The following is a 22506-nucleotide window of genomic DNA, read 5'->3' on the forward strand; positions in this document are numbered from 1 at the left end:
TGTATTTTTCACACATTTTTCTTAAAGTCTTTGCTGTACCTGCTATCACTCGCATCAGATAGCTCAGGCTGCTTTATAAAAATAATATTCATGCTCATCGCAGCATTTCCCTATAGATCAATTTAGGAAAATTATGAAATCCAATCTATTGCCTTTATGGACCAAGCCTTTTGTGCTGTGTCTGGCCAATAACCTGTTTTTATTTATTTTCTATTTTGCACAAACCACGATTTTACCGATTTATATCCTGAAAGAATTAGGTGGAAACTTAGCCCAAGCTGGTCTGGCCATGACCTTGTTCATGATTTCAGCCATTGCGGTACGTCCATTTAGTGGCCTGATTATTGAAAAATTGGGTATCCGTAAAACCCTGATTGTTTCTGGAACCTTTTTCAGTCTATTTTCCCTAGCCTACTTGCTTGCCGATCAGCTGACGACCTTATTTATCATCCGTTTTTTGCATGGGATCTGGTTTAGTATTTTGACTACCGTCTGTGTTCCTGTGGTGAATCAGTTTATTCCAGAGCAGCGTAAAGGCGAAGGCATGGGCTATTACGTTATGTCAGTCAATCTGGGTATTGTTCTAGGACCATTGATTGGCTTAAGTCTGATTGAATACTGGTCTTATTTTCAGATCACAACATTGCTTATTGCATTAGTTTTTATCGGATTTGCTTTCTGCTTAATGATTCCGGTCAAAAGGCCTGAGAACATCATTCAAACTATTCCTGATAAAAAAGGACTGGCGTTGTCTGATTTTATGGAAAAGAAAGCGCTGCCTGTTGCTGTTCTGGCTGCTCTGATTTCCTTCTCTTACGCCAGCATCATGTCTTTTATTGCGCCTTTTGCTGCCAGTAAAAATCTGATGGCTTATGCCAGTTTATTCTTTGTTGTATTTGCCATTTCCATGATGAGTTTGCGTCCAATTACCGGAAAAATTTATGATCGTAAAGGCCCACAATATGTAATTTATCCTGCGCTCTTAGTATTTAGTTTAGGACTTTTTTTACTCAGTCAGATTCAGACTTTGTGGGGATTCTTACTGGCTGCGGTATTGATTGGTGTCGGTTTTGGCAGCGCACAACCTTGCATCCAGACACTGGCCATTCAACGTGCACCGAAACACCGGATTGGGTATGCGACTTCGACCTTTTATACCTTCTATGATGTAGGAATTGCGGTCGGCTCGCTACTGATTGGGGCGCTTATTGCGACTTACAGTTATCAGTTCGCCTTTATTCTGTGTAGTTTACTCACCTTATACAGTATTGTTTACTTTAAATTGGTCGTTCAAGTTAAGACTGCCTAATACAATTTAATGTCTAAATATAATAAAAAAAAGCAGATAAACTGCCTGTTTTAATTCTGACACGAAGAAGTATTTATTCAGATGCTGAAGTATTTTCTTGTTCTTTTTCTTCAGCTTTCGGTTCTTGCATCATCGTGAATTGTGTTGCTTCTCCAGCAGCAGGATTATCCTGGCGGTTGCTTTTCAGCTTGATCTGTAAACGTAATTCATTAGTCGAATCAGCATTACGTAATGCTTCCTCATAAGAAATCGCACCCTCGTTATACAGGTCAAATAAGGCCTGATCGAAAGTCTGCATGCCCAGTTCACGAGATTTGCCCATAATGGCCTTCAGCTCATGAAACTCACCTTTTAGAATCAGATCAGAAATCAAAGGTGTATTTAACATGATTTCAATTGCAGCCCGACGCCCTTTTCCATCCTGAGTACGAATCAGACGCTGGGAAATAATCGCCTTCATATTCGAAGATAAATCCATTAATAACTGATTACGGCGTTCTTCCGGGAAGAAGTTAATAATCCGGTCCAAAGTCTGGTTAGCATTATTGGAATGCAGTGTACCCAGACATAAATGTCCGGTTTCAGCAAAGGCAATTGCGTGTTCCATGGTTTCGGTATCCCGAATCTCACCGATCAGAATTACATCGGGGGCCTGACGCAAGGTATTTTTCAGCGCATTGTGCCAGGAATGGCAATCGACTCCAACTTCACGGTGAGTAATCATGGATTTCTTGTGTTTATGTACATATTCCACCGGATCTTCCACGGTAATGATATGCCCCGCCGAATTTTCATTGCGGTAGTCAATCATCGCTGCCAGAGAGGTCGATTTACCTGAACCCGTTCCTCCTACAACCAGTACCAGACCGCGTTTTTCCATAATCACGTGTTTCAATGATTCTGGTAATTTCAGTTTCTGGAAATTTGGAATTTCTGCGGTAATGGTCCGGATTACCATCCCGACCTGAAGCTGTTGTACGAAAACATTTACCCGGAAGCGCGATACGCCCGGCACGGTAATCGCGAAGTTACATTCCAGTTCAGCTTCAAACTCTTGACGCTGTTTGTCATTCATCAAGCTATAAGCAAACAGTTTGGTTTTTTCAGCAGTTAAGGTCTGTTGTCCAAAGGGCTTCATTAAGCCCTGATGTTTAATACTCGGTGGAAAATCTGCGGTAATAAATAAGTCTGAGCCCCCATATTCCACTACTTTGGTCAGCATGTGATGCATGAATTTTTTTGCTTCGTCCAACAGTTCTGCCGTGAACATTCTCTTCCCCTGGAAATACACAATTACATGAATTTAAATGCTTGATTCATGCCAATATCATTTGATTTTTATTGTGCAGCGTTTTTTTTAAAGCCTCAAATAGATTTGATTTATAAAGAAAATATTTTTGGAATATTATGTGATGAAGTTCAACAAAATATTAATTAAGTAGATATAAATTGCCTTTTAAAAACTATTGCATTTTAAAAGAATATTACGATGAAAAAGATCATATTCAGGATATAAATGCAGACAGGGTTAAATTAAATTCGTCAGGCAAGTAAGGATAGAATTGAATATCTAGATAGGTGGCTGAAAGCTGCCTTGCTTAAAAGCCACCATTAAAGAAGATTTATGACTCAGTTCTATTGAGCTGAATAGTAATCTGTTTATTAAAAAAAGATTAATCAGGAGAAAGTACACGCGATCCGGACTGTTCCAGAAGTGAAATCTGTGCATTTTCTGCCTGTAAAACAGGATTAATACGACTGCTCTTCAGCTTGATTTGCAAACGTAATTCATTGCTGGAGTCTGCATTATGCAAGGCTTCTTCATAAGAAATAATGCCTTGGTTATATAAATCAAATAATGCCTGATCAAAGGTTTGCATGCCCAGTTCCCGCGAACGAGCCATAATCGTTTTAAGTTCATGGAATTCACCTTTACGAATCAGGTCAGAAACTAAAGGGGTATTTTGCAGAATTTCTACCGCAGCCCGACGACCTTTACCATCTTCAGTGCGAATTAGCCGCTGAGAAATCACGGCTTTGATATTAGCTGATAAATCTAGCAGTAACTGATTACGGCGTTCTTCTGGAAAGAAGTTAATAATCCGGTCCAGTGCCTGATCGGCATTATTAGAATGGAGTGTTGCAAGACATAAATGGCCAGATTCAGCAAAGGCAATTGCATGCTCCATACTGTCTGTATCGCGGATTTCACCAATCACGATGACGTCAGGTGCCTGCCGCATGGTATTAATCAGTGCATTGTGCCAGGAAACACAATCCACACCAATTTCCCGCTGGGTAATCATCGACTTTTTATGCTGATAGACATATTCCACCGGATCTTCGATCGTAATAATATGCCCCTCAGTATGCGTATTACGGTAATCAATCATGGCTGCCAACGTAGTTGATTTTCCGACACCCGTTGCACCAACTACCAGCACCAGACCACGTTTCTGCATAATGACCTGTTGCAATGAAGCTGGTAAGCCTAGTTGCTCAAAGCTGGGAATATCTGTCGTAATGATTCGAATCACCATGCCTACATTGTGCTGTTGCTGAAAGACATTAACCCGGAAGCGCGACACGCCCGGGATGCTAATACTAAAATTGCATTCCATCACCGATTCAAATTCCTGAATCTGTCGCTCATTCATCAAGGCATAAGCAAACAAACGGGTCTTATCGGCTGTAAGTTTCTGCTGGCCGAACGGTTTCATTAACCCCTGCTGTTTGATACTAGGCGGGAAATCAGCTGTGATAAAAAGATCGGAACCACCATATTCCACGACTTTGGTCAGCATATGGTGCATAAATTTACGTGCTTCATCGAGTAATTCAGTTGTATACATAGCAAGCTTCCCGGGATCATTACTCATCCGCTGTTTAAAAACAGTATCAGGCTGACCTCTAATAAATTATTGTTATTGTTTATTTTTTATGAATTTTTTAAAATCGTTTTAATACTCATTGTTTTAATTTTCAAAATATCGAATTGTTGCTTTCAGCATTTAGAAAAATACTTCTGAACAACCATATCCGATCATAATATCTTTCCTCAACGAATTGAGGAAAGATAAGATCGTGAGTTTAAGCGCTACGCTTTAAACTTTCGCATCGCAGTGAATCAGCCATATTTAACAATAATTGCTCGGTTTTTGTCCAGCCCAGACATCCATCAGTCACTGACTGGCCGTAAACCATATCTTCAGAGATTTTCTGATTGCCATCGACCAGATGACTTTCGAGCATTACACCCCGCACATTGCTGTGCAAACGTTCAGCGACGATTTGCTCCAGCACTTCAGGTTGTAGCATTGGGTTTTTTGAACTATTACCATGACTGCAATCAATAACCAGGGCCGGCAAATCGGTTGAGTGTTTCGCTTTAATTTTTTCAATTTCAGACAACTGGTAGTTCGGACCACTATTTGAACCACGCAGGATCAAATGTGCTTTTGGATTCCCTTTTGAGCTCAGGATACACGGCAGACCCGATTGGCTCATGCCCATGAACTGATGTGGATTGGAAGCTGACTGAATAGCATCAAGAGCAATTTGAATCGAACCATCTGTCCCATTTTTGAAACCGATGCTGTACGGCATATGGCTGGAAATTTCACGGTGAATTTGTGATTCACTGGTACGCGCGCCAATCGCACCCCAGGCCAATAGATCATCGAAATACGCCGTTGCCATTGGACTTAAGATCTCTGAGGCAATCGGCAGGCTCATGCCAATCAGTTTTAGGTACAGTGCACGAGATTTTTCCAGACCCAATTGCATATTGGATGAGCCATCGAGTTCTGGGTCATACAGGAAGCCTTTCCAGCCTACAGTAGTACGTGGTTTTTCAATATAGGCCCGCATAACCAGGAAAATTTGATCAGAAACCTGTTCCTGAAGCTGTTTTAATTTTTCTGCATATTCCAGTGCGGAAGCTTCATCATGAATGGAACATGGTCCGGTAATCACCATTAAACGGTGATCTTTACCCTCTAAAATATTTTGAATAATTTGACGCTGTTCAGCGACTTGTACAGCCAATTGCGGAGACAGTGGCAATTGCTGCTTAAGCTGCTGTGGTAAAGCTAAAATGGTTTCTGTTTGATGTTGTTGTGATGTATGTGCAATATTCATGACTTTAAATCCTGGGACTGGCAATCAGTCCAAACTTTTATTTGAGCGTTATGGGTCTAATCGAAGATGTCGAAAGCGTCATTAGCTGGCTAAAGTAAGACCAATAAAAGTTGCTAAAGTATGAATAGTTAAAGTTTGTCATGGCTGTCTCCAAAAAATTGTTAAATCACATGCATAAAAAAACCTGATCAGGGTTGCCGATCAGGTATTAACTGGTGGGCAACCTTTTCATTGCCCAAACGCATTCAGGCAATTATCTAAACTGCCAAAAATAAAAATAAGCGTTTGAAATGATAGGTTGCTTTAACATGTTTATGTCTTTCATAAAAATGTGAATCTGAAATTAAAATACGCGCTCTATCCAGTTTTGACAAGTAGTAAATATAAAAAAATATTTATCAGTATTTGTACTTTTACTTATCGCCCTAGAATTCTAGCCTTTTAGTGATCAATTTTCAGATATTAATAATGAACAAAGTCGTGGAAGTCAGCGGACTTTGCCCATTTCCTTAAAACCAAGAGCATATTAGATCTTGATTTTGGCATTTGCAATTAACGGGTTACGCGATTCCATGCATCACGTACTGCAAATTTTGCCTGTTCCCAGTTCAGACGTGACTGGCCTTTTACTTGCTCCCATTTTACTTTCAGATCGCTTTCTACGTCTTCAAAACGGGTATTAGCATCATATGCCCCACGGTTTTCATAACCGACACGATAGGCCGCATTATAGTCACGATCGTAATCTAAATCGCTATACGTGGTACGGGCATCTGAATAATAAGGGGTTTCAACAGCATTATCTCGCCAGAAAGCTGCTTCTTCAGTCGGGTTCACAGCTTCGCCTACGCCTTTACCTGCCAGACCACCGACCACTGCCCCAACAACACCGCCTACTGCTGCACCGACCGGACCGCCTGCTGCACCGACCGCTGCACCTGCCGCTGCGCCACCTGCAGCACCAACACCTGTACCCACAGGATGAGCACCAGGTTCACCAGTAATTGGATCAGCATTTAAATCATCGCGGACATCTTTAGGCGCATTCTTAATTACATCACGATCAAAATTATCATTCGACATAGAGCTTATCCTTATTCTTTAAAATGGTTTTATCACGTATTTTCATACGTCCTATTTAATATAAGCATCTGGCATGTAATGACATTAGCAGGCGTGTGTTGTTTCAGTGACTCTCTGTGAGGCTTTCATGCACTAATGTATCTTGAATCAAGTGAAAGCCGCATAAAAAAGACCGGATTGGTACCGGTCTTTTTTAGATTAAAACAGCTTAGTCAAAATGAATGACTGTACGGATTGATTTACCTTCATGCATCAGGTCAAAAGCTTCATTGATCTGTTCTAATGGCATCGTATGTGTCACAAATGGTTCTAACTGAATTTCACCTTTCATGGCCTGTTCAACCATGCCCGGTAATTGAGAACGACCTTTAACACCACCAAATGCCGTACCCATCCATTTACGGCCTGTGACTAGCTGGAATGGACGAGTTGAGATTTCTTTACCTGCACCTGCTACGCCAATAATCACAGACTGACCCCAGCCACGGTGTGCACATTCCAGTGCTGAACGCATTACGTCGACATTACCAATACATTCAAAAGAGTGGTCTACGCCCCAACCGGTCATTTCCACAATCACTTGCTGAATTGGCTTGTCATAGTCTTTTGGATTCACAAAATCAGTAGCACCAAACTGTTTAGCCAGTTCAAATTTATCCGGATTGGTATCCACGGCAATAATACGGCCGGCTTTGGCCTGGCGAGCACCTTGTACAACTGCAAGACCAATACCGCCTAAGCCAAATACAGCGACGCTATCGCCTTCCTGTACTTTAGCAGTGTTATGTACTGCACCAATACCTGTAGTCACGCCACAGCCTAATAAACACACTTGCTCATGGTTAGCTTCAGGGTTAATTTTCGCCAGAGAAACTTCTGCAACGACTGTATATTCAGAGAACGTTGAACAGCCCATATAATGATAAATCGGTTGGCCATTATAAGAAAAACGGGTAGTTCCATCTGGCATTACACCTTTACCCTGAGTCGCACGAACCGCTACACACAGGTTGGTCTTACCCGATTTACAGAACAGACATTCACCACATTCTGCCGTGTAAAGTGGAATCACATGATCACCCGGTTTCAGACTCGTCACGCCTTCACCTACCTCAACGACCACACCCGCGCCTTCATGGCCTAAAATTGCTGGAAATACGCCTTCCGGATCATCACCAGACAAGGTAAATGCATCGGTATGACATACGCCTGTATGGCTAATTTTTACCAGTACTTCACCTGCTTTTGGTGGAGCAACATCTACTTCCACAATTTCTAATGGCTGACCTGGGCCAAATGCAACCGCTGCACGTGATTTCATGTAAAACGATCCTTTTATTACTGATTTACAGATGGTTAACAGTAACCTCTTTCTATTCAGAGATTCAACCATTAACATCACTAGTTGAGGAATAAAACCCCTATAACTAATGGAACATCAATGACTAAGCCCTCGTCAATTACATGTTTAAGTATTTTTGTTTTTAGTCTGACTATTTCTGGCTGTGAATTAGCTCCCAATACAGCAAAAGACGAAGCCATTACTCCGGTACAATCGGCCCACTGGATTAGAGAGGAACAACTGCCACAGATTCAGGAAGGGAAAACGGCTTATCTGCCTTTATATGACGGTTTTATGAGTATGGCGGCAAGGTTATATCTGATTAATCAAGCCAAATACCATCTCGACCTGCAATATTACATCTGGAAAGATGACTATATTGGCAACATGATCCTCTCCCAATTATTAAAAGCCGCAGACCGTGGCGTGAAGGTTCGGGTTCAGATTGATGACCAGAACGGGACTCAACTGGATGATAAGTTGCTGGCCTTAGCCCAGCATCCTAATTTCGAAGTCCGACTATTTAATCCTTATAAATTCCGTCAATTGCGTGCCCTGGATTACGGATTCCGTATGAAATATATTAATCCGCGTATGCATAACAAACTGATTATTGCGGATGGTACGGCAGCGGTCACAGGTGGTCGGAATATCAGTAGTGAATATTTTGATGCCAGTAAGGATTTTCAGTTTAGCGATGTTGATATTTTCTTTGCCGGAAAGCCAGCACACGATGCGAATCAAACCTTTATCAAATTCTGGAACGATGATCTAAGCTATGATATCCGACAAGTTCTAAATGATTCGGGTAATCCACAACTTTTAAAACGACTAAGAACTGAATTTAAAGAAGATGAAGTCGATAAAAATGAATTGAAACGCCGAGTCGGTATTGCGGAGCAGCAGATTGATGAACAACTGAGAAAGCGCCCGATCAAATGGGGAAATGCCTATTTTGTTGCCGATGCCCCTTCCAAGGTTCGTCTTAGCGCCCAGAATGGCGATTATATTTATACCCATATGCTGGAACTCATGGGTGAGCCCAAAGATCATCTGGAACTGGTTTCTTCTTATTTCATTCCTACTCAGGAAGGTGCGGATTATTTAAGTAAACGTGCCCAACAGGGTGTCAAAATCAGAATTTTAACCAATTCTTTCCAGGCAAATGATGTTGCTTTGGTTCATGCCTATTATCAGCAATACCGTAAACAGCTCCTCAAAAATGGAATTGAACTCTGGGAATTTAAACCCTATATTGAACGACCAAAACGGACCTGGTATGAAATTATGACCGGTAATATTATTCCGGCCAAAAATAAGAACAGTTCCAGTCTACATGCCAAATTCTTTGATCTGGATGGCATGGTATTTATTGGTTCCTTTAACTTCGATCCACGTTCTGCATATTTAAACACTGAAGTCGGTCTGGTGATTGAATCTGATCAGCTCCAAGATGAAATTACCAAGTCCTTAAACCAGTATTTACCCAGAATAGCTTATCAACTTAAGTTAAATAAACAGGGCGAGATCATTTGGCTGGAACATCAAAAAAATGGTTCAGTCATTCAGCATAATCATGACCCTGAAACGACACAGTTCCAGCGTTATATGATGAATCTGGCAACAAAATTCCCGGGAGAATGGTTAATGTAATGACAGATACATTGCAATCAAATTACATTTAATGTGATTTTTCCTTAATTGATAGTTGGCTTTGGATATTTTAAATCTTTATTGGTGATAAGCTGAACAATATAAAATTGACTAAATCTCTAAATCGGGTTCTTATACTTATATTTTTTAGCTTATTTCTTATACATTAATCAGATCAATACCTACAAAGGTTTTACCTATTCCGTTGATTGCTCTAAAATTACACTTTTCCAGTATTTTGCGAATTTTCGCTTTCCACTCCCATGCAATTTTTTGATTTAAGTCGTCAGTTCAAACTCAGTGATATTCTCACCCCTGTTAAGACCTTGCAGGATCTGTCTCAACAAGAATGGTTTTTAGCCAAAATACGGGTTGAACATGACTGCCTGTCTGATTCGGACTTGGTCGAAGGTCAGGTCGTACTTAAATCTAATCAGAATATCCAGGTCGAACTGGAATGGCTGATTCAGGATACCGGTTATGAATTACAGGTGCTATTCAAAGGTGTTGAAACCGAAGCTTCTGAAGAAACACTGGTGATGGTTAAAGGCGCGCAACTGGTCGATGAACAACAGCAACTGATTTCTGCACAAGCTTTAAGTTTATGGATTGACGGGACATTACTCCCGATGTTGCCGAATATCCGCAAAGAAATTAAAGCGCGCTTAAACCTGTGGGATTATGTGGAATATGATGGTTAATTCATTTTTCCATTTCTAAAATTTGAAAGAGCCATATCGGCTCTTTTTCGTTTACAGGGAATTTACCTAATATATTTAATTGGTTAAATTGCCCTTGCCTGAATATTTTTATGGCAATGCCTATTTTAGACATACAGATTAAGCTTGATTAAAATAATAAAGAGAAAACATCATGATTTCCCCTTCTGAATGGCAAAATATCCGTCAAGTTGTTGCAGATGCGCAGCGTGCAGCAATGCATTGTTCGATCGCAACCGTCAATCCCCAAGGCTTTCCTAGTATTACTCCGATCGGAACTGTCTTTCTGGATCAGCAGTCTAGTACAGGTTTCTTTTTTGATACTTACTCCACCACCTTCTCTGAAAATTTACAGCATCAGCCACTTGCCTGCATTCAGGCTGTGAATAGCAGCAAACTGTTCTGGTTAAGTTCCATGTTCAAGGGAAAATTTAAGCATTATCCCGGTGTACGTTTATATGCAGAGATTGGCTCTTTACGTCCTGCAACAGCGGAAGAGATTGAGAAAGTTGAATCTCGTATCTCTACATTAAAATGGAGTAAAGGTAGCAAACTGATCTGGTCCAGCTTTCATCATGTTCGGGATATTAAAGTTAAGGATTATCGCTGGGTCGAATATCCCAATATGCAGGTAGAAAATATTTAAATACTTTCTAAAAGTAAGCTTATTTCATAAATATACTTAATATTTATATTTTTTCATAACTCAAATTAGACCGACATGCTCGAACATCATCCGGTAACTATCTGCTTTCTTATCCAGAGCCAAAGGATAAGCCCGGGATGAAGATGGCATCCGGTATAGATACAGGTCACGGCCAAGAAAATGTGCCTGTGTTGGCTCACCTATACCGGGTTTCAACGTACCTTCAGGCATAGAGAGCATCAAAGTATCTGTGGCCTTGTCGCCTGTAGTCATGATGTGGTTGCAGTCCGGCATTTTCCCTAATAGATTTTGCAAATTCGTTGGCACTACAATTTCCAGAAATTTATCGGAAGCATTTCCCTTCAGGCGTCGGATCTGATAAGCACTGTCAAAAATCGCAATCCCCGTTTCAGTTAGAAACTCACGGATTAGATGTTCCTGAAATTTTTTATTAGGTAAGTCCAAAAAGTAATCTTTATTTTTAAAGAAAATTAACCCAAATATCCGCCACATATCATTTTGGTAATTCGGATAATAAAAATTCATTTTCCAGCGCGTTGCGGGTGGCGGAAAACTGCCCAACATCAATAATTTGGCATTGGGCGGTAAAAATGGCGGTAATGGATGGGTTTCAATATCCGACATAAACTGTTCCAGATTCAGGTATTTCAGTTATTTTAGAATGCCTGACGGATCTTGCTAGCGACTTCTTGTCCCCAAAGTGTATAAACTTCCTTACTTGGATGAAAACCATCTTTGGCCATTTGTAAATTCATGGCACGATATTTTTCAATATCGTATTCAATCCATTGCATGTTGATCTGCTTGTTCACAAATTTTTCCAGTTGTTGGTTCATGTGTTTGGCATATTGACCAAATAACCAGGCCAAAGGATTCGGTAAAGCTGGGAACATGTTCATTGGAGGGACACCGGCTGCAATGACCAGTTTTGGATTAAACTTTTGCTGGATTTTGCCATAAAACTGTTCCTGCTTCTTGATCCAGACATCGGCAGGCATGAGCTTAGTCACATCATTCACGCCGACTGAAGTCACGACCACACCATAGGATTTAGCTTCAATCTGGTCTAAAGTACGAATGACCTTTGAGGTGGTATCGCCCGTTTTTGCCTGTAACTTCCATTCAATTTCAAAGTCATTTTTTAGCTCATTCAGAATCGCGCCAAGTAAGGCATCATTCTGATGATCTACCCCGACCCCTGCTGCTGCTGAATCACCCACAATCAGTAATGAAAGTTTTTTACCTGTTCCTGTTTGGCCTTCACGTGCACCCTCTGGTTCTGGAAGTTTGATCGTATTTTTTTTGACACGGTTACCCTGAATTACGAGCGCGGGAATTAAGGCGATAGTGGCAACTTTGAGCAACATAATGGACTAATTTATATAAAGATATGATTAATTTTACTGCAATTTATGGATTACGAGTAATACCTCAGTAGTCATTTTTAATGAATATTCACATAACTCAGAATTTTGTCCGTACACTGCTTTCTAATATTTGTATATAAAATTCTTACTTAACGAGTGGATTAAAAAATCCCGCCATTTAGCGGGATTTTTTAATTTAGCTGATATATCAAACTTTATGATCATTCCAGCGGTTCATGCGCTTGAAAGTTCCGATATCATTAAAGCGTACCCCCACTTCCTTCATGACTTTATGCGCCGTTTTTGAGGTCAACTGGCGTATATAAAAGGGTTCTTTGACGACAAAATGATGGATCGCATGAGTTGAACCGAAATTACAGCAAAATAACTGGAATGGCACCATCCACCATGGATTCAGTACCTGAGTCTGCTTGATGACATCGCGTGGATCAATATCACCATAATAATGCATATTGGAGCTAATGAATTGCAGGCTAAAAGAACGGATAAAATTCGGAATGATCCAAATTACTGCCAAGAAATTCACGAGCAGCATGGCTTTGATGATACTTTGCGACCAAAGCATTTCATAACCAAAGAGTGGTGCAACGGCATTGCCTACATGAAAGACTACAAATAAATAGCACAGACCATAATAAATCAAGCTTAATGGGAAGAAGCCTAAGAGCTGAGAAATCATTGCAACTTTACGTTCTTTTTCAGGCTGTTTTTCCATAAAAAGATGAATCATTTTAAACATCTGAAAAGGACGTAAATAGACCGACATAAGTTGGTCACTAATCACTAGAATGCGGCGAATCCCCCATGGCATACCATTACTGATGCCACGTTCTTCAAGATCATATTCAGTGCCTGAATATTTATGATGATGCAAATGCATGCGTCGGCGAGCCCATGGGCTAATTGTATTTGGACGAGCCAGCCACACTAAAGCCAACATTAAATGATGTGCCCAAGGTGTTTTTTTGAAATACATATAATGAATCAGGTCATGTTCTAATTCATGTGTCAGTGAAGCAAAAATTGCAATTAGGGGAATGGTGAACCACGCAGAAAGATAACCATATCCATATGCCAATGCACATGCAATCATCCCCGTCCAGGCAAAACCTAAAATACTCGCACCAATGAAATTCTGATGTTTGAGTATAGGATAACGGGTACGTATTTCTTCCCCGGCCTGTGTAACGATATTTCTGACCTTAGAGATTCGCTGTTGGTCAGTCATATCCGAAGATGTAGACATATGGACAACCTTTAATTTCTGAACAGTTGTACATTAAAGGAATTTATAAAAAAGAGAAGTTATCTTTCCACTTTCGTAGCGAGTATGTCCAAGTTTTGGGCAGTTTTAGTAATTTTTTTAAGATCAAGAATAAAGCAGAAAAATAAGGAGATATTTTCTATAAAATTTATCGTCTAAAAATTATCTTCTTAAAAATTTAATTATTTCTATTCTGATAGAATTTTAATTTTATATAGAAATAAAATTTATTCATCATCAAAGTTTTAGCTATTTAGAGAATTTCAACTAACCTTATTCATCATATCTTTTACCTTTAAAGCCATTAGTAAACTTATCTCATCTAATTTTTTTAATTCTAGAAAGTAAAAAAGCCCCGAATGGAGCTTTTTAAATTGAGGTTTTAACCTAATTTATTGACTAATTTTAGCGGTAATACTTTCATTGCCAAACCGAGGGGCAACCAAGGCCATTTCGGCACATAAGCTTTGACTGGTGCTTTCTCAATTTCTTCTGCCAATAAACGTGAACCCGTTTTCTCATCCACTTCAAACGGTAATTTTTTCGCGCCTTCATTGATTTCAGTACGAATATAGCCTGGGAAAATGGTCGTGACTTTAATTGGTGTATCAATTAGCTCAGCACGAATGCCTTCAGCCAGATGTGCAACCCCAGCCTTACTTGCGCCATAAGCAGTCAAGTGTTTTGGCATACCACGCATTGCGCTCATCGATGAAATCATTACCAGATGACCGGAGTTTTGTGCGCGGAAAATTTCCACTGCAGCTTCACATTGTGCCAATGCAGAAATAAAGTTGGTTTCGACAGTGGCTTTATTGATTGCAAAATTACCTTTACCAATCCGGCGGCCTTCACCTACACCGGCATTGACAATAATTCGGTCAATGGTGCCAAAGTCTTCTTTAAAGGCACGGAAAACCTCAAAAACCTGATCATAATTGGTCACATCCAGTGTTTTGGCAATGACTTTAATATCATATTGGCTCTCGAGTTCCTGCTTCAAAGTTTCCAGACGTTCCAGACGACGTGCACAAATCGCCAGGTTATACCCTTTTTTTGCAAATTCACGTGCCATACCGGCACCAATCCCTGAACTTGCACCAGTAATTAAAATCGTTTTAGCCATATTTTTACCGTATCCCTTTATTTTATAAGGTGTTTTATCTTCAATAATTTTTAAATCCAGGTTAGCAGGTCTGGACGCTGTGCTTTAATAAAATGATGTTCATTCAAACTGAGTAGCTGGGGTTCATTTCCGACCAGACGCAATGTAGTAATGCTGGTATTGGTAATTGCCCAGTTTAAAGCGAAAGTTTTCTCCGGACTCAGACCCAGGATTTTGCCTACCGCCACAGAGATGACGCCACCTGAGGTATACACGATTGCATAGCGCGGTTTAGTTTGCACAAGCTGATCACATAAGTTCTGCAAACCGGTTTCTACGCGGCTTTTAAAATTTGGCCAGGATTCATCATATTCATGGTGATAATCATCACAGGTCCAGCGAGCAATCGCTCCACTAAAGATCTTGCTCAGATAATCCCGTGGATTGGCATGTTCTGAGACATCCTGCTTAAGCAGTTCAGGCTGATTAAAACGCGGTTCATAACGGGCAAAAACCTGCTGATGATTAAACTCATTCCAGGCACTATCGGTCAAAATCTCGCTTTCAGGAAAACATTCATCTAAAGATAACTGTGCCGTCTGTTGATGACGTTGCATAGAACCAGCCACTACATACGGTGCTTCTTTCAGAATTTCATCAAAATAACGACCGAGCAATTTTGCCTGTAGTTCCCCATTTGGCGAAAGCTGATCATAACTGGCTGCCCCGAAAGATGCCTGTCCATGCCGGATCAAGTAAATGGTGGTCATTTTGGCATTAACTCTTTAAATTTCAGGATATATTTTTGTGCAATGTCATTGGCTTCAAGCTTTTGTAGACCAATCAGTTTTAAGGCACGAATATGCAAGGCATGAATGACTACCCAAAAATCCTTAAAGGCCGGATTGTTGGTTTGTTTGTGGTAATAACGATAATAGATCTGCTGAGCAATCACCGAGAGACGGAAGATTCCAAACACTTCATAGAATGTCCAGTTTTCCGGTTGCAGACCGGTTCTCTCCAGATAGTAATCCACCACTTCTTTACGGGTAAACATACCTTTTAAATTGGTGGGCTGACGACGTGTTGCTTTAAAAATGGCATTGTCCGTATCTTCTACCCAATAAGCCAAGGCAGAACCCAAGTCCATCAGCGGATCACCCAGGGTGGCCATTTCCCAGTCCAGCACCCCAATAACTTCAGTTGGATTTTCTGGATCCAAAATGACATTATCAAAACGCCAGTCATTGTGAATGACACAGGTTTTAGAATCAGATGGAATATTATCTTTCAGCCAGTTACGCACGTATTTAAAAGATGGAACATTTAATGTTTTGGCTTTTTCGTAACGTGCATCCCAGCCTTCTACCTGACGACGGCAATAGCCTTCACCTTTGCCTAACTTTTCCAGTTCTGTACCAGTGTAAGGAACTTGGTGTAGTTCGATCAGCTTATCAATCACATTAATACATAGAGTCTGGATATCTGGTTCAGTCAGTTGTAATTCAGGCGGCAGCTTGGCACGCGGAATAATACCTTCAATGCGTTTCATCACATAAAAATCACAGCCAATGACTGATTCATCCTGACAAAGTGCCACCATTTCAGGTACGACTGGATAGTGTTCAGCCAAAGCTTTTTGTACATGATATTCACGTGCCATGTCATGCGCAGATTTGGCTTTAGTCCCTTGAGGCGGACGACGTAAAATTAAATCGGCATTGGCATATTGCAAACGATAAGTCCAGTTTGAAGCTCCACCGGAATATTGAGTAAGCTCTAAAGGACCTTCTACATTTACTCCTTGTTGATTTAACCAATCTGTGATGGCCTGTACATCCAGTTCCTCACCTTCACGAACTGATCCACCTACATCAATGACCGCCATAATTTTTCCTTAAAATCTTCTAATACGTTTCAATGTTCTGTATATAAAGCCAGCTTATTTTTTACGACGTGTGCTATAACCACGTTTTGCCAGTTCCAGCTTGGCAATCATACCTTTATGCACTTCATCCGGACCATCAGCCAGACGTAAGGCACGGGCTTGGGCAAAGAATCCGGTCAGCGGTGTATCACGAGAAACACCCGCACCACCGTGGATCTGAATCGCCATATCCACAACTTTTTCCAGTACACTTGGCGCAACGACTTTAATTGCAGAAATTTCAGTCAATGCTGCCATATTCCCTAAAGTATCCATTTTATAGGCAGCATACAAGGTTAATAGTCGAGCCTGATCAATGGCAACGCGAGCTTCTGCGACACGTTCCAGGTTACCACCCAGTTTTAAAATCTCTTTACCAAATGCGGTACGGCTCATACCCCGATCAATCATGAGTTCTAATGATTTTTCAGCAGCACCGATGCAACGCATACAATGGTGAATACGGCCTGGCCCTAAACGACCTTGGGCAATTTCAAAGCCTTGACCTGCACCCCCAATAAAATTCGAAACTGGAACACGAACATTATCGAAGCTGACTTCGCCGTGGCCATGTGGTGCATCATAATCACCAAAGACTGGAAGCATCCGTTCGATTTTTACGCCTGCAGTATCGACTGGAACTAAAACCATGGAATGCTGATGATGACGGTCTTTGGATTCATCCGGTGTATGTGCCATAAAGATGATGATTTTGGCATTTGGATCACCCAAACCTGAAGACCACCATTTACGACCATTCAAAACAATTTCATCACCTTCAACTACCGCCGTCGCCTGCATATTGGTAGCATCACTAGAAGCCACTGCAGGTTCAGTCATACAGAACACTGAACGGATTTTCCCTTCCAGAAGTGGCATTAACCATTGCTGTTTTTGTTCTTCAGAACCATAGCGCCACAATACTTCCATATTGCCGCTATCTGGCGCATTACAGTTAAAAACGGTAGGTGCAATTAGACTTCGCCCAGAAAGTTCAGCGATATGCGCATATTCCTGAACGGATAATCCCTGACCTAATTCTGGACAAGGCAAAAACATATTCCAGAGACCTGCCGCTTTGGCTTTATCTTTCAATGTTTCAAGTTCTGCCGGCCATTGCCATTTGGTCCAGTCACCGCCTTGATTCAGTTCATGCACCTGATGCCAGAAATCAGCCTCGACAGGTTCAATTTCATCAGTAATAAACTTTTTTGTTCTATTTAAATAATCCTGTGCACGTGCTGACAGCTCAAACATTGCTTTATCCCTCTGAATATTCTAATTCATACGCTTTACAACACCTTAACCCAAAACTTATTATGAATAAAATGATTTAATTCCATATAGTAGTATGCATAGTATTCATTCAAAAACCGTGATGGATCTACGAAATTTTCATCGTATTGATATTAATCTTTATCCACTTTTTATTGCCATTTACGAACAAAACAGTATTTCTAAAGCTGCGCAAATTCTATCGATAAGCCAGTCAGCGGCCAGTCATGCTTTACAACGTTTAAGACAGCATTTACAAGATGATTTATTTGTGCGAACTGGTAGCAAGATGCAACCTACGCCGTTTGCGGATCAGATCTATCCTGAAATTAAAAATGCACTTTTTACGATTCAGAATATTTCGATGCAGCATCAGCAATTCAGACCGGAATCGATTCATAGCTTAAAAATTGCTGTACATGACGAAATTGAACCCATGATCTTTCCTAAACTGGTTCAACATTTCCAAAAAATTAACCTGGATCTTCAACTGAGTAGCATGAAACTCGACCGTAAAAATATTGCTGCAGATCTCGCCTCTCAACAGGTCGATTTTGTTATTGATCTGGAGCAAAGTATTAGTGAAAAAATTCAGTTTGAACGACTGGTACAGGATGAATTCGTGGTCTGTACACAACGAACAGAAATGAATGAACAGATTTATCTGGCCTCACCTCATATTGGCGTTTCCTCACGCCGTACGGGAGTTTTAGTTGAAGATATATATTTAAGTCGAAAACATTATTCCCGACAGATTTTTTTACGTTGTCAGCACTATTCCACAGCCCTGCAAATTCTGGAACAGCAAAAGACTGCCATGCTGACAATTCCTAAAAATGTTTTGACTCATCTACAGTTAGCAAACTGTCTGAATATTTTTGACGTTCCTGTACAACTGCCGAAAATTAATATGGGGATGTATTGGCATAAAGATTTGCAGGAGAATAAAAGACATCAATTTTTGAGAAATGAAATTTATAAAATCTTTGCTTAGGCTATTTATGAGATAATTTAAACTTGCTTAGGCTATTTTTATTATCAGGTTTTAGGATTGAGATTGGCCTAATTTGATAGTGCTTAGGCTATTTTATCGGTACAAAACTAAACACTGATTGATGGCTTTTTAAGCCCTATGCGGAGTGGCTTTGATCTAAAATGGCTCAACTTTTAGCTGTGTTTATGCGGCTGTTTTTGCTGATTTGGATCTTGCCCTTGTTACATCTCTCCACCACCTGGCAAATTGTGCTGGGCTTCGCACTTCTGTGTTTTTCTTATTATTTGCTGCATAAAATTACGGTGTATTTAAAGGACCTATTTCGCCCCTTTAAGAAAGGTAAGAAATATTGGTGCCGGGTAAGTGCGGTCAGTGATGGTGACACCCTCACCTGCTACCGTTTTAATATCCGTCGCTCTGAGACCAAATTACGTTTTGCCTATGTCGATGCACCTGAATCTTCACAGGCCTATGGTAAGGAATCACTACGCCTGGTTCAAAGTATGGTTAAAAATAAAATGATTCGGGTACAAATTACGGATATTGACCGTTATGGTCGCTGTGTCGGTGTGGTCTATCGTTATCGCAAGAATATCAATGAAGAGATTGTGAAACGTGGTGCGGCATGGGTTTATGAGGAATATATCCGGGATAAAAACCATTTACGCTATATGATGGAACTACAGAATAAAGCCAAAAAGCAGAAAAAAGGGTTATGGAAAAACAGCCGCCCTGTCCGTCCAAGTGTTTATCGTAAACAGATCAAAGCCTCATCTTGATATTTTAAAAATCAAAAATTTAGCCTATAAAAAGGGATTTGTACTAACAAATCCCTTTTCTTTGTTCATTTAATATACCTAATAGGCCAAATGCACCAGAAAGCGGAATGCCCCTGCAATAAGTGCTAGTGTCAAAAAACCTGCAAGCCATAAGCCGACAAACCATACTATCTGTTTGCGTGTCATAACTGCTCCTTAATGATAACCATCATCACCAACACGCACCTTGTGCCGGAATACCCAATAGGACATGCAGGTATAAATCACGATAATCGGAATCAGGATCAATGCTCCAATCAAGGCAAATAACTGACTATTTTCATGTGCCGCTGCCTGCCAGATCGTGACTGATGGCGGAATAATATATGGCCACAGACTAATCAGAAAACCGGTATATGCCAGGAATACCAGCACCAGCATATAGGAAAATGGACCTAGTTCACTGCGTCTTTTACAGGCGCGTAAGGCCAGCCAGGTAAACAATATGACCAAGATCGGTACGGGCATAAAGTAGGTAAATTGTGGCTGGCTGAACCAACGCTCCGCAATTTGCGGATGGGTCAACGGCGTATAAACACTAACAGCGCCTAAAATAATCAGTAAGGCTATAATCAGCTTCGGCATCAGTTTAAACATACGATCCTGTAAATCATCACCGGTTTTATAAATGAGCCATCCACAGCCTAATGCTGCATATAGCACCACGACACTGACTCCGGTAAAGATACTGAAGGGGCTAAGCCAGTCCAGACCACCGCCCACATAGACACCATTTCGTGTTTCAATTCCCTGAATATATGCACCCAGGATCATCCCTTGCAAGAAACTGGTAACGATCGATCCCCCAATAAAGGCTTTATCCCACCAGTGTTTGCTTTTATTCGCCTTAAAACGGAACTCAAAAGCGACACCACGAAAAATCAAGGCGATCACCATCAGGATAATGGGCATATATAGCGCTGAGAGTACCGTCGAATAAGCCAATGGAAAGGCAGCAAATAATCCGGCGCCCCCTAGAACCATCCAGGTTTCATTACCATCCCAGACTGGAGCGACCGTATTCATCATGACATCTCGTTCATCCTGATGCGGGAAGAATGGAAATAGAATACCAATTCCCAGATCGAAACCATCCAGAATGGTATAGACCAGTACACCCAGGCCAATAATCGCAATCCAAATTAATGATAAATCAATCATTTTTTATCCTCCTGATCCGGATGTTCAGGAACTTCTTCAATACGTTCGCGAATACTGCTCAATGGTCGACGAGAAGCCTGAACCACATCGCTATCCGATTCATGGTGTGGTCTGGAATGAATAAATTCTGGACCTCTATGCATAAGGCGCAACATGTAGAAAATTCCCACACCAAAAACGACGCAGTAAACCACCACAAAGATAATCAGAGTTAGACCGACCTGTTCAGCAGACACTGGTGATAATGCATCTTTGGTCCGCATAATGCCGTAGACTACCCAAGGCTGACGGCCGACTTCTGTGGTAAACCATCCTGCCAGCATGGCAAGAAATCCGGATGGGCCCATGATGAGTGCAAAACGATGCAGACCACGTGACTCATAAAAACGTCCTCGGGTACGTGACCATAGCCCCCATAGTGCAAGCAAGAGCATCAACATACCCAGCCCGACCATAATCCTGAAACTCCAGAACACGACCAGTGAATTGGGCCGATCTTCAGGCGCAAAATCTTTAAGCCCCGTGACTTTTCCGTCCATAGAGTGCGTCAGAATCAGGCTACCCAATTTAGGAATACCAATGGCATATTTGGTTTCTTCAGCTTGCATGTCTGGAATCCCAAACAGGTATAAAGGCATTCCTTCATCATGATTGGTTTCCCAATGGCCTTCCATCGCGGCCAGTTTGGCTGGCTGATGTTCAAGCGTATTCAGACCATGCATATCCCCTACAAAAATCTGTAAAGGTGCAAGTGCCAGAATCAGCCACATGGCCATGGAAAATGAAGTTTTGACTAAAGGATCTCGACGGCCCTTGATCAGATGCCATGCCGCTGTTGAGGCTACAAGTAAGGCGGAGACCAGAAAGGCGGCCATTGCCATATGGGCCAGACGATAAGGAAAAGACGGGTTAAATACGATCGCTACCCAGTCTTGCGGGACGATCAGGCCATTTTCAATCGCAAAACCTTGAGGGGTCTGCATCCAGCTATTGGAAGATAAAATCCAGAACATGGAAATACAGGTGCCGATTGCGACCATTAAAGTGGAGAAAAAGTGCGCTCGTGGGCCAACCCGATCCCAGCCAAAGAGCATGATGCCCAGGAATCCGGCTTCTAAAAAGAACGCAGTTAAAACTTCATAAGCCAGCAAGGGTCCGGTCACACTTCCAGCGACCCGGGAAAACTCACTCCAGTTGGTTCCGAACTGATAGCTCATTACCACACCGGATACGACGCCCATACCAAATGCGACGGCGAAAATTTTGACCCAAAACTTGAACAGATCCTGAAAAATCGGATTTTTAGTCTTTAACCAGCGCCATTCCAGAATAGCCAAAAAACTTGCTAATCCGATTGAAATTGCAGGAAAGATAATATGAAAAGATACAGTAAAGGCGAACTGTATTCGTGCTAACTCTAATGCAGTTAAACCCAGAGTCATAAACTTCACCTATGCAGTGTTATTTGGCATATCTGCCCTTCAGTTATTAAGTGATGGATTTTTCTAGTGCTTAGGTAGCTTAGGCTGAATCATTCTTAAAAGTATGTAGTCTTTTGTTGATTGTTTTTTAATCAGGTTAAAGACTTGTAATAACTTAGTCAAAAAGACGTTAACCATGCAAAAATTTTCAAAATTTCCCTCTTGTCTAATTGAATAAAG

General features: G+C 41.1%; 20 protein-coding genes. 6 read left to right on the forward strand and 14 right to left on the reverse strand.

All coding sequences use genetic code 11. From position 1 onward, the window contains the following. Positions 1 to 133: 133 nt before the first annotated feature. Positions 134 to 1309 carry an MFS transporter gene (locus O4M77_RS07630; protein ID WP_323713277.1) on the forward strand — a complete coding sequence of 392 codons (1176 nt, stop codon included), beginning with the start codon at positions 134 to 136 and terminating at the stop codon, positions 1307 to 1309. 73 nt (positions 1310 to 1382) lie between these two features. On the opposite strand, the gene O4M77_RS07635 is transcribed toward O4M77_RS07630, so the two are convergent. The 5 genes from O4M77_RS07635 to O4M77_RS07655 form a co-directional block, all read right to left on the reverse strand. Then, positions 1383 to 2579, reverse strand: a complete 1197-nt coding sequence (locus O4M77_RS07635) for a PilT/PilU family type 4a pilus ATPase (RefSeq protein ID WP_005235842.1) — start codon at positions 2577 to 2579, stop codon at positions 1383 to 1385. 403 nt (positions 2580 to 2982) lie between these two features. After that, a complete protein-coding gene (locus O4M77_RS07640) occupies positions 2983 to 4161 on the reverse strand; it encodes a PilT/PilU family type 4a pilus ATPase (RefSeq protein WP_323713278.1) in 1179 nt (392 codons plus the stop codon). A 238-nt stretch (positions 4162 to 4399) separates the two neighbouring features. Continuing rightward, positions 4400 to 5449: a 3-deoxy-7-phosphoheptulonate synthase gene (locus tag O4M77_RS07645; protein WP_180011009.1), complete on the reverse strand. Its 1050-nt coding sequence runs from the start codon at positions 5447 to 5449 to the stop codon at positions 4400 to 4402. A 552-nt stretch (positions 5450 to 6001) separates the two neighbouring features. Continuing rightward, positions 6002 to 6532, reverse strand: a complete 531-nt coding sequence (locus O4M77_RS07650; RefSeq protein ID WP_312087321.1) for a hypothetical protein — start codon at positions 6530 to 6532, stop codon at positions 6002 to 6004. Between the two features lie 208 nt (positions 6533 to 6740). Further along, complete coding sequence (locus O4M77_RS07655; RefSeq protein ID WP_323713279.1) at positions 6741 to 7853, reverse strand: S-(hydroxymethyl)glutathione dehydrogenase/class III alcohol dehydrogenase; 1113 nt, start codon at positions 7851 to 7853, stop codon at positions 6741 to 6743. A 120-nt stretch (positions 7854 to 7973) separates the two neighbouring features. Between O4M77_RS07655 and O4M77_RS07660 the strand changes: the two genes are divergently transcribed. The 3 genes from O4M77_RS07660 to O4M77_RS07670 all read left to right on the forward strand — a co-directional run bounded on the left by O4M77_RS07660 (position 7974) and on the right by O4M77_RS07670 (position 10892). Beyond that, entirely contained in the window at positions 7974 to 9527 is a 1554-nt protein-coding gene (locus O4M77_RS07660; RefSeq protein WP_323713280.1) for a phospholipase D family protein, read from the forward strand. Positions 9528 to 9790: 263 nt separating this feature from the next. Continuing rightward, positions 9791 to 10228, forward strand: coding sequence for a hypothetical protein (locus O4M77_RS07665; protein WP_125278624.1), 438 nt, complete (start codon positions 9791 to 9793; stop codon positions 10226 to 10228). 172 nt (positions 10229 to 10400) lie between these two features. Next, the gene (locus tag O4M77_RS07670) at positions 10401 to 10892 is read left to right on the forward strand and encodes a pyridoxamine 5'-phosphate oxidase family protein (protein ID WP_180011014.1); all 492 of its coding nucleotides are present in this window, start codon (positions 10401 to 10403) and stop codon (positions 10890 to 10892) included. 60 nt (positions 10893 to 10952) lie between these two features. On the opposite strand, the gene O4M77_RS07675 is transcribed toward O4M77_RS07670, so the two are convergent. The 7 genes from O4M77_RS07675 to O4M77_RS07705 form a co-directional block, all read right to left on the reverse strand. Beyond that, entirely contained in the window at positions 10953 to 11537 is a 585-nt protein-coding gene (locus tag O4M77_RS07675) for a uracil-DNA glycosylase family protein (protein WP_180011016.1), read from the reverse strand. A gap of 32 nt (positions 11538 to 11569) precedes the next feature. Further along, positions 11570 to 12280, reverse strand: a complete 711-nt coding sequence (locus tag O4M77_RS07680) for an SGNH/GDSL hydrolase family protein (RefSeq protein ID WP_323713281.1) — start codon at positions 12278 to 12280, stop codon at positions 11570 to 11572. A 208-nt stretch (positions 12281 to 12488) separates the two neighbouring features. Then, a complete protein-coding gene (locus O4M77_RS07685) occupies positions 12489 to 13547 on the reverse strand; it encodes a fatty acid desaturase (protein ID WP_323713282.1) in 1059 nt (352 codons plus the stop codon). 400 nt (positions 13548 to 13947) lie between these two features. Beyond that, complete coding sequence (locus O4M77_RS07690) at positions 13948 to 14691, reverse strand: SDR family oxidoreductase (protein ID WP_004785546.1); 744 nt, start codon at positions 14689 to 14691, stop codon at positions 13948 to 13950. A gap of 50 nt (positions 14692 to 14741) precedes the next feature. Continuing rightward, a complete protein-coding gene (locus tag O4M77_RS07695) occupies positions 14742 to 15440 on the reverse strand; it encodes a histidine phosphatase family protein (protein ID WP_166138154.1) in 699 nt (232 codons plus the stop codon). Then, positions 15437 to 16558 (reverse strand): phosphotransferase family protein, encoded by a 1122-nt coding sequence (locus O4M77_RS07700; protein WP_302700568.1) that lies wholly within the window; start codon positions 16556 to 16558, stop codon positions 15437 to 15439. The genes O4M77_RS07695 and O4M77_RS07700 overlap by 4 nt, the downstream gene beginning before the upstream one ends. A gap of 54 nt (positions 16559 to 16612) precedes the next feature. Then, positions 16613 to 17854: an acyl-CoA dehydrogenase family protein gene (locus tag O4M77_RS07705; RefSeq protein ID WP_159122898.1), complete on the reverse strand. Its 1242-nt coding sequence runs from the start codon at positions 17852 to 17854 to the stop codon at positions 16613 to 16615. Positions 17855 to 17948: 94 nt separating this feature from the next. Between O4M77_RS07705 and O4M77_RS07710 the strand changes: the two genes are divergently transcribed. After that, positions 17949 to 18866, forward strand: coding sequence for a LysR family transcriptional regulator (locus O4M77_RS07710; protein WP_125278631.1), 918 nt, complete (start codon positions 17949 to 17951; stop codon positions 18864 to 18866). A gap of 161 nt (positions 18867 to 19027) precedes the next feature. After that, a complete protein-coding gene (locus O4M77_RS07715) occupies positions 19028 to 19645 on the forward strand; it encodes a thermonuclease family protein (RefSeq protein WP_159122897.1) in 618 nt (205 codons plus the stop codon). A gap of 195 nt (positions 19646 to 19840) precedes the next feature. On the opposite strand, the gene cydB is transcribed toward O4M77_RS07715, so the two are convergent. Both cydB and O4M77_RS07730 read right to left on the reverse strand, forming a co-directional pair. Then, on the reverse strand, positions 19841 to 20845 hold the full coding sequence (cydB, locus tag O4M77_RS07725) for a cytochrome d ubiquinol oxidase subunit II (protein ID WP_034702762.1): 1005 nt from the start codon (positions 20843 to 20845) through the stop codon (positions 19841 to 19843). Continuing rightward, positions 20842 to 22287 (reverse strand): cytochrome ubiquinol oxidase subunit I, encoded by a 1446-nt coding sequence (locus O4M77_RS07730; protein ID WP_159122896.1) that lies wholly within the window; start codon positions 22285 to 22287, stop codon positions 20842 to 20844. Before O4M77_RS07730 ends, cydB begins: the two co-directional genes overlap by 4 nt. Positions 22288 to 22506: the final 219 nt, after the last annotated feature.

This window comes from Acinetobacter sp. YWS30-1 (assembly GCF_033558715.1).
Lineage (GTDB): Bacteria > Pseudomonadota > Gammaproteobacteria > Pseudomonadales > Moraxellaceae > Acinetobacter.

What these genes read in the sequence shown, in the direction of transcription:
- O4M77_RS07630 (WP_323713277.1), top strand. Translation starts at nt 134, where the DNA reads ATGAAATCCAATCTATTGCCTTTATGGACCAAGCCTTTTGTGCTGTGT.
- O4M77_RS07635 (WP_005235842.1), bottom strand. Translation starts at nt 2,579, where the DNA reads ATGTTCACGGCAGAACTGTTGGACGAAGCAAAAAAATTCATGCATCAC.
- O4M77_RS07640 (WP_323713278.1), bottom strand. Translation starts at nt 4,161, where the DNA reads ATGTATACAACTGAATTACTCGATGAAGCACGTAAATTTATGCACCAT.
- O4M77_RS07645 (WP_180011009.1), bottom strand. Translation starts at nt 5,449, where the DNA reads ATGAATATTGCACATACATCACAACAACATCAAACAGAAACCATTTTA.
- O4M77_RS07650 (WP_312087321.1), bottom strand. Translation starts at nt 6,532, where the DNA reads ATGTCGAATGATAATTTTGATCGTGATGTAATTAAGAATGCGCCTAAA.
- O4M77_RS07655 (WP_323713279.1), bottom strand. Translation starts at nt 7,853, where the DNA reads ATGAAATCACGTGCAGCGGTTGCATTTGGCCCAGGTCAGCCATTAGAA.
- O4M77_RS07660 (WP_323713280.1), top strand. Translation starts at nt 7,974, where the DNA reads ATGACTAAGCCCTCGTCAATTACATGTTTAAGTATTTTTGTTTTTAGT.
- O4M77_RS07665 (WP_125278624.1), top strand. Translation starts at nt 9,791, where the DNA reads ATGCAATTTTTTGATTTAAGTCGTCAGTTCAAACTCAGTGATATTCTC.
- O4M77_RS07670 (WP_180011014.1), top strand. Translation starts at nt 10,401, where the DNA reads ATGATTTCCCCTTCTGAATGGCAAAATATCCGTCAAGTTGTTGCAGAT.
- O4M77_RS07675 (WP_180011016.1), bottom strand. Translation starts at nt 11,537, where the DNA reads ATGTCGGATATTGAAACCCATCCATTACCGCCATTTTTACCGCCCAAT.
- O4M77_RS07680 (WP_323713281.1), bottom strand. Translation starts at nt 12,280, where the DNA reads ATGTTGCTCAAAGTTGCCACTATCGCCTTAATTCCCGCGCTCGTAATT.
- O4M77_RS07685 (WP_323713282.1), bottom strand. Translation starts at nt 13,547, where the DNA reads ATGTCTACATCTTCGGATATGACTGACCAACAGCGAATCTCTAAGGTC.
- O4M77_RS07690 (WP_004785546.1), bottom strand. Translation starts at nt 14,691, where the DNA reads ATGGCTAAAACGATTTTAATTACTGGTGCAAGTTCAGGGATTGGTGCC.
- O4M77_RS07695 (WP_166138154.1), bottom strand. Translation starts at nt 15,440, where the DNA reads ATGACCACCATTTACTTGATCCGGCATGGACAGGCATCTTTCGGGGCA.
- O4M77_RS07700 (WP_302700568.1), bottom strand. Translation starts at nt 16,558, where the DNA reads ATGGCGGTCATTGATGTAGGTGGATCAGTTCGTGAAGGTGAGGAACTG.
- O4M77_RS07705 (WP_159122898.1), bottom strand. Translation starts at nt 17,854, where the DNA reads ATGTTTGAGCTGTCAGCACGTGCACAGGATTATTTAAATAGAACAAAA.
- O4M77_RS07710 (WP_125278631.1), top strand. Translation starts at nt 17,949, where the DNA reads ATGCATAGTATTCATTCAAAAACCGTGATGGATCTACGAAATTTTCAT.
- O4M77_RS07715 (WP_159122897.1), top strand. Translation starts at nt 19,028, where the DNA reads ATGGCTCAACTTTTAGCTGTGTTTATGCGGCTGTTTTTGCTGATTTGG.
- cydB (WP_034702762.1), bottom strand. Translation starts at nt 20,845, where the DNA reads ATGATTGATTTATCATTAATTTGGATTGCGATTATTGGCCTGGGTGTA.
- O4M77_RS07730 (WP_159122896.1), bottom strand. Translation starts at nt 22,287, where the DNA reads ATGACTCTGGGTTTAACTGCATTAGAGTTAGCACGAATACAGTTCGCC.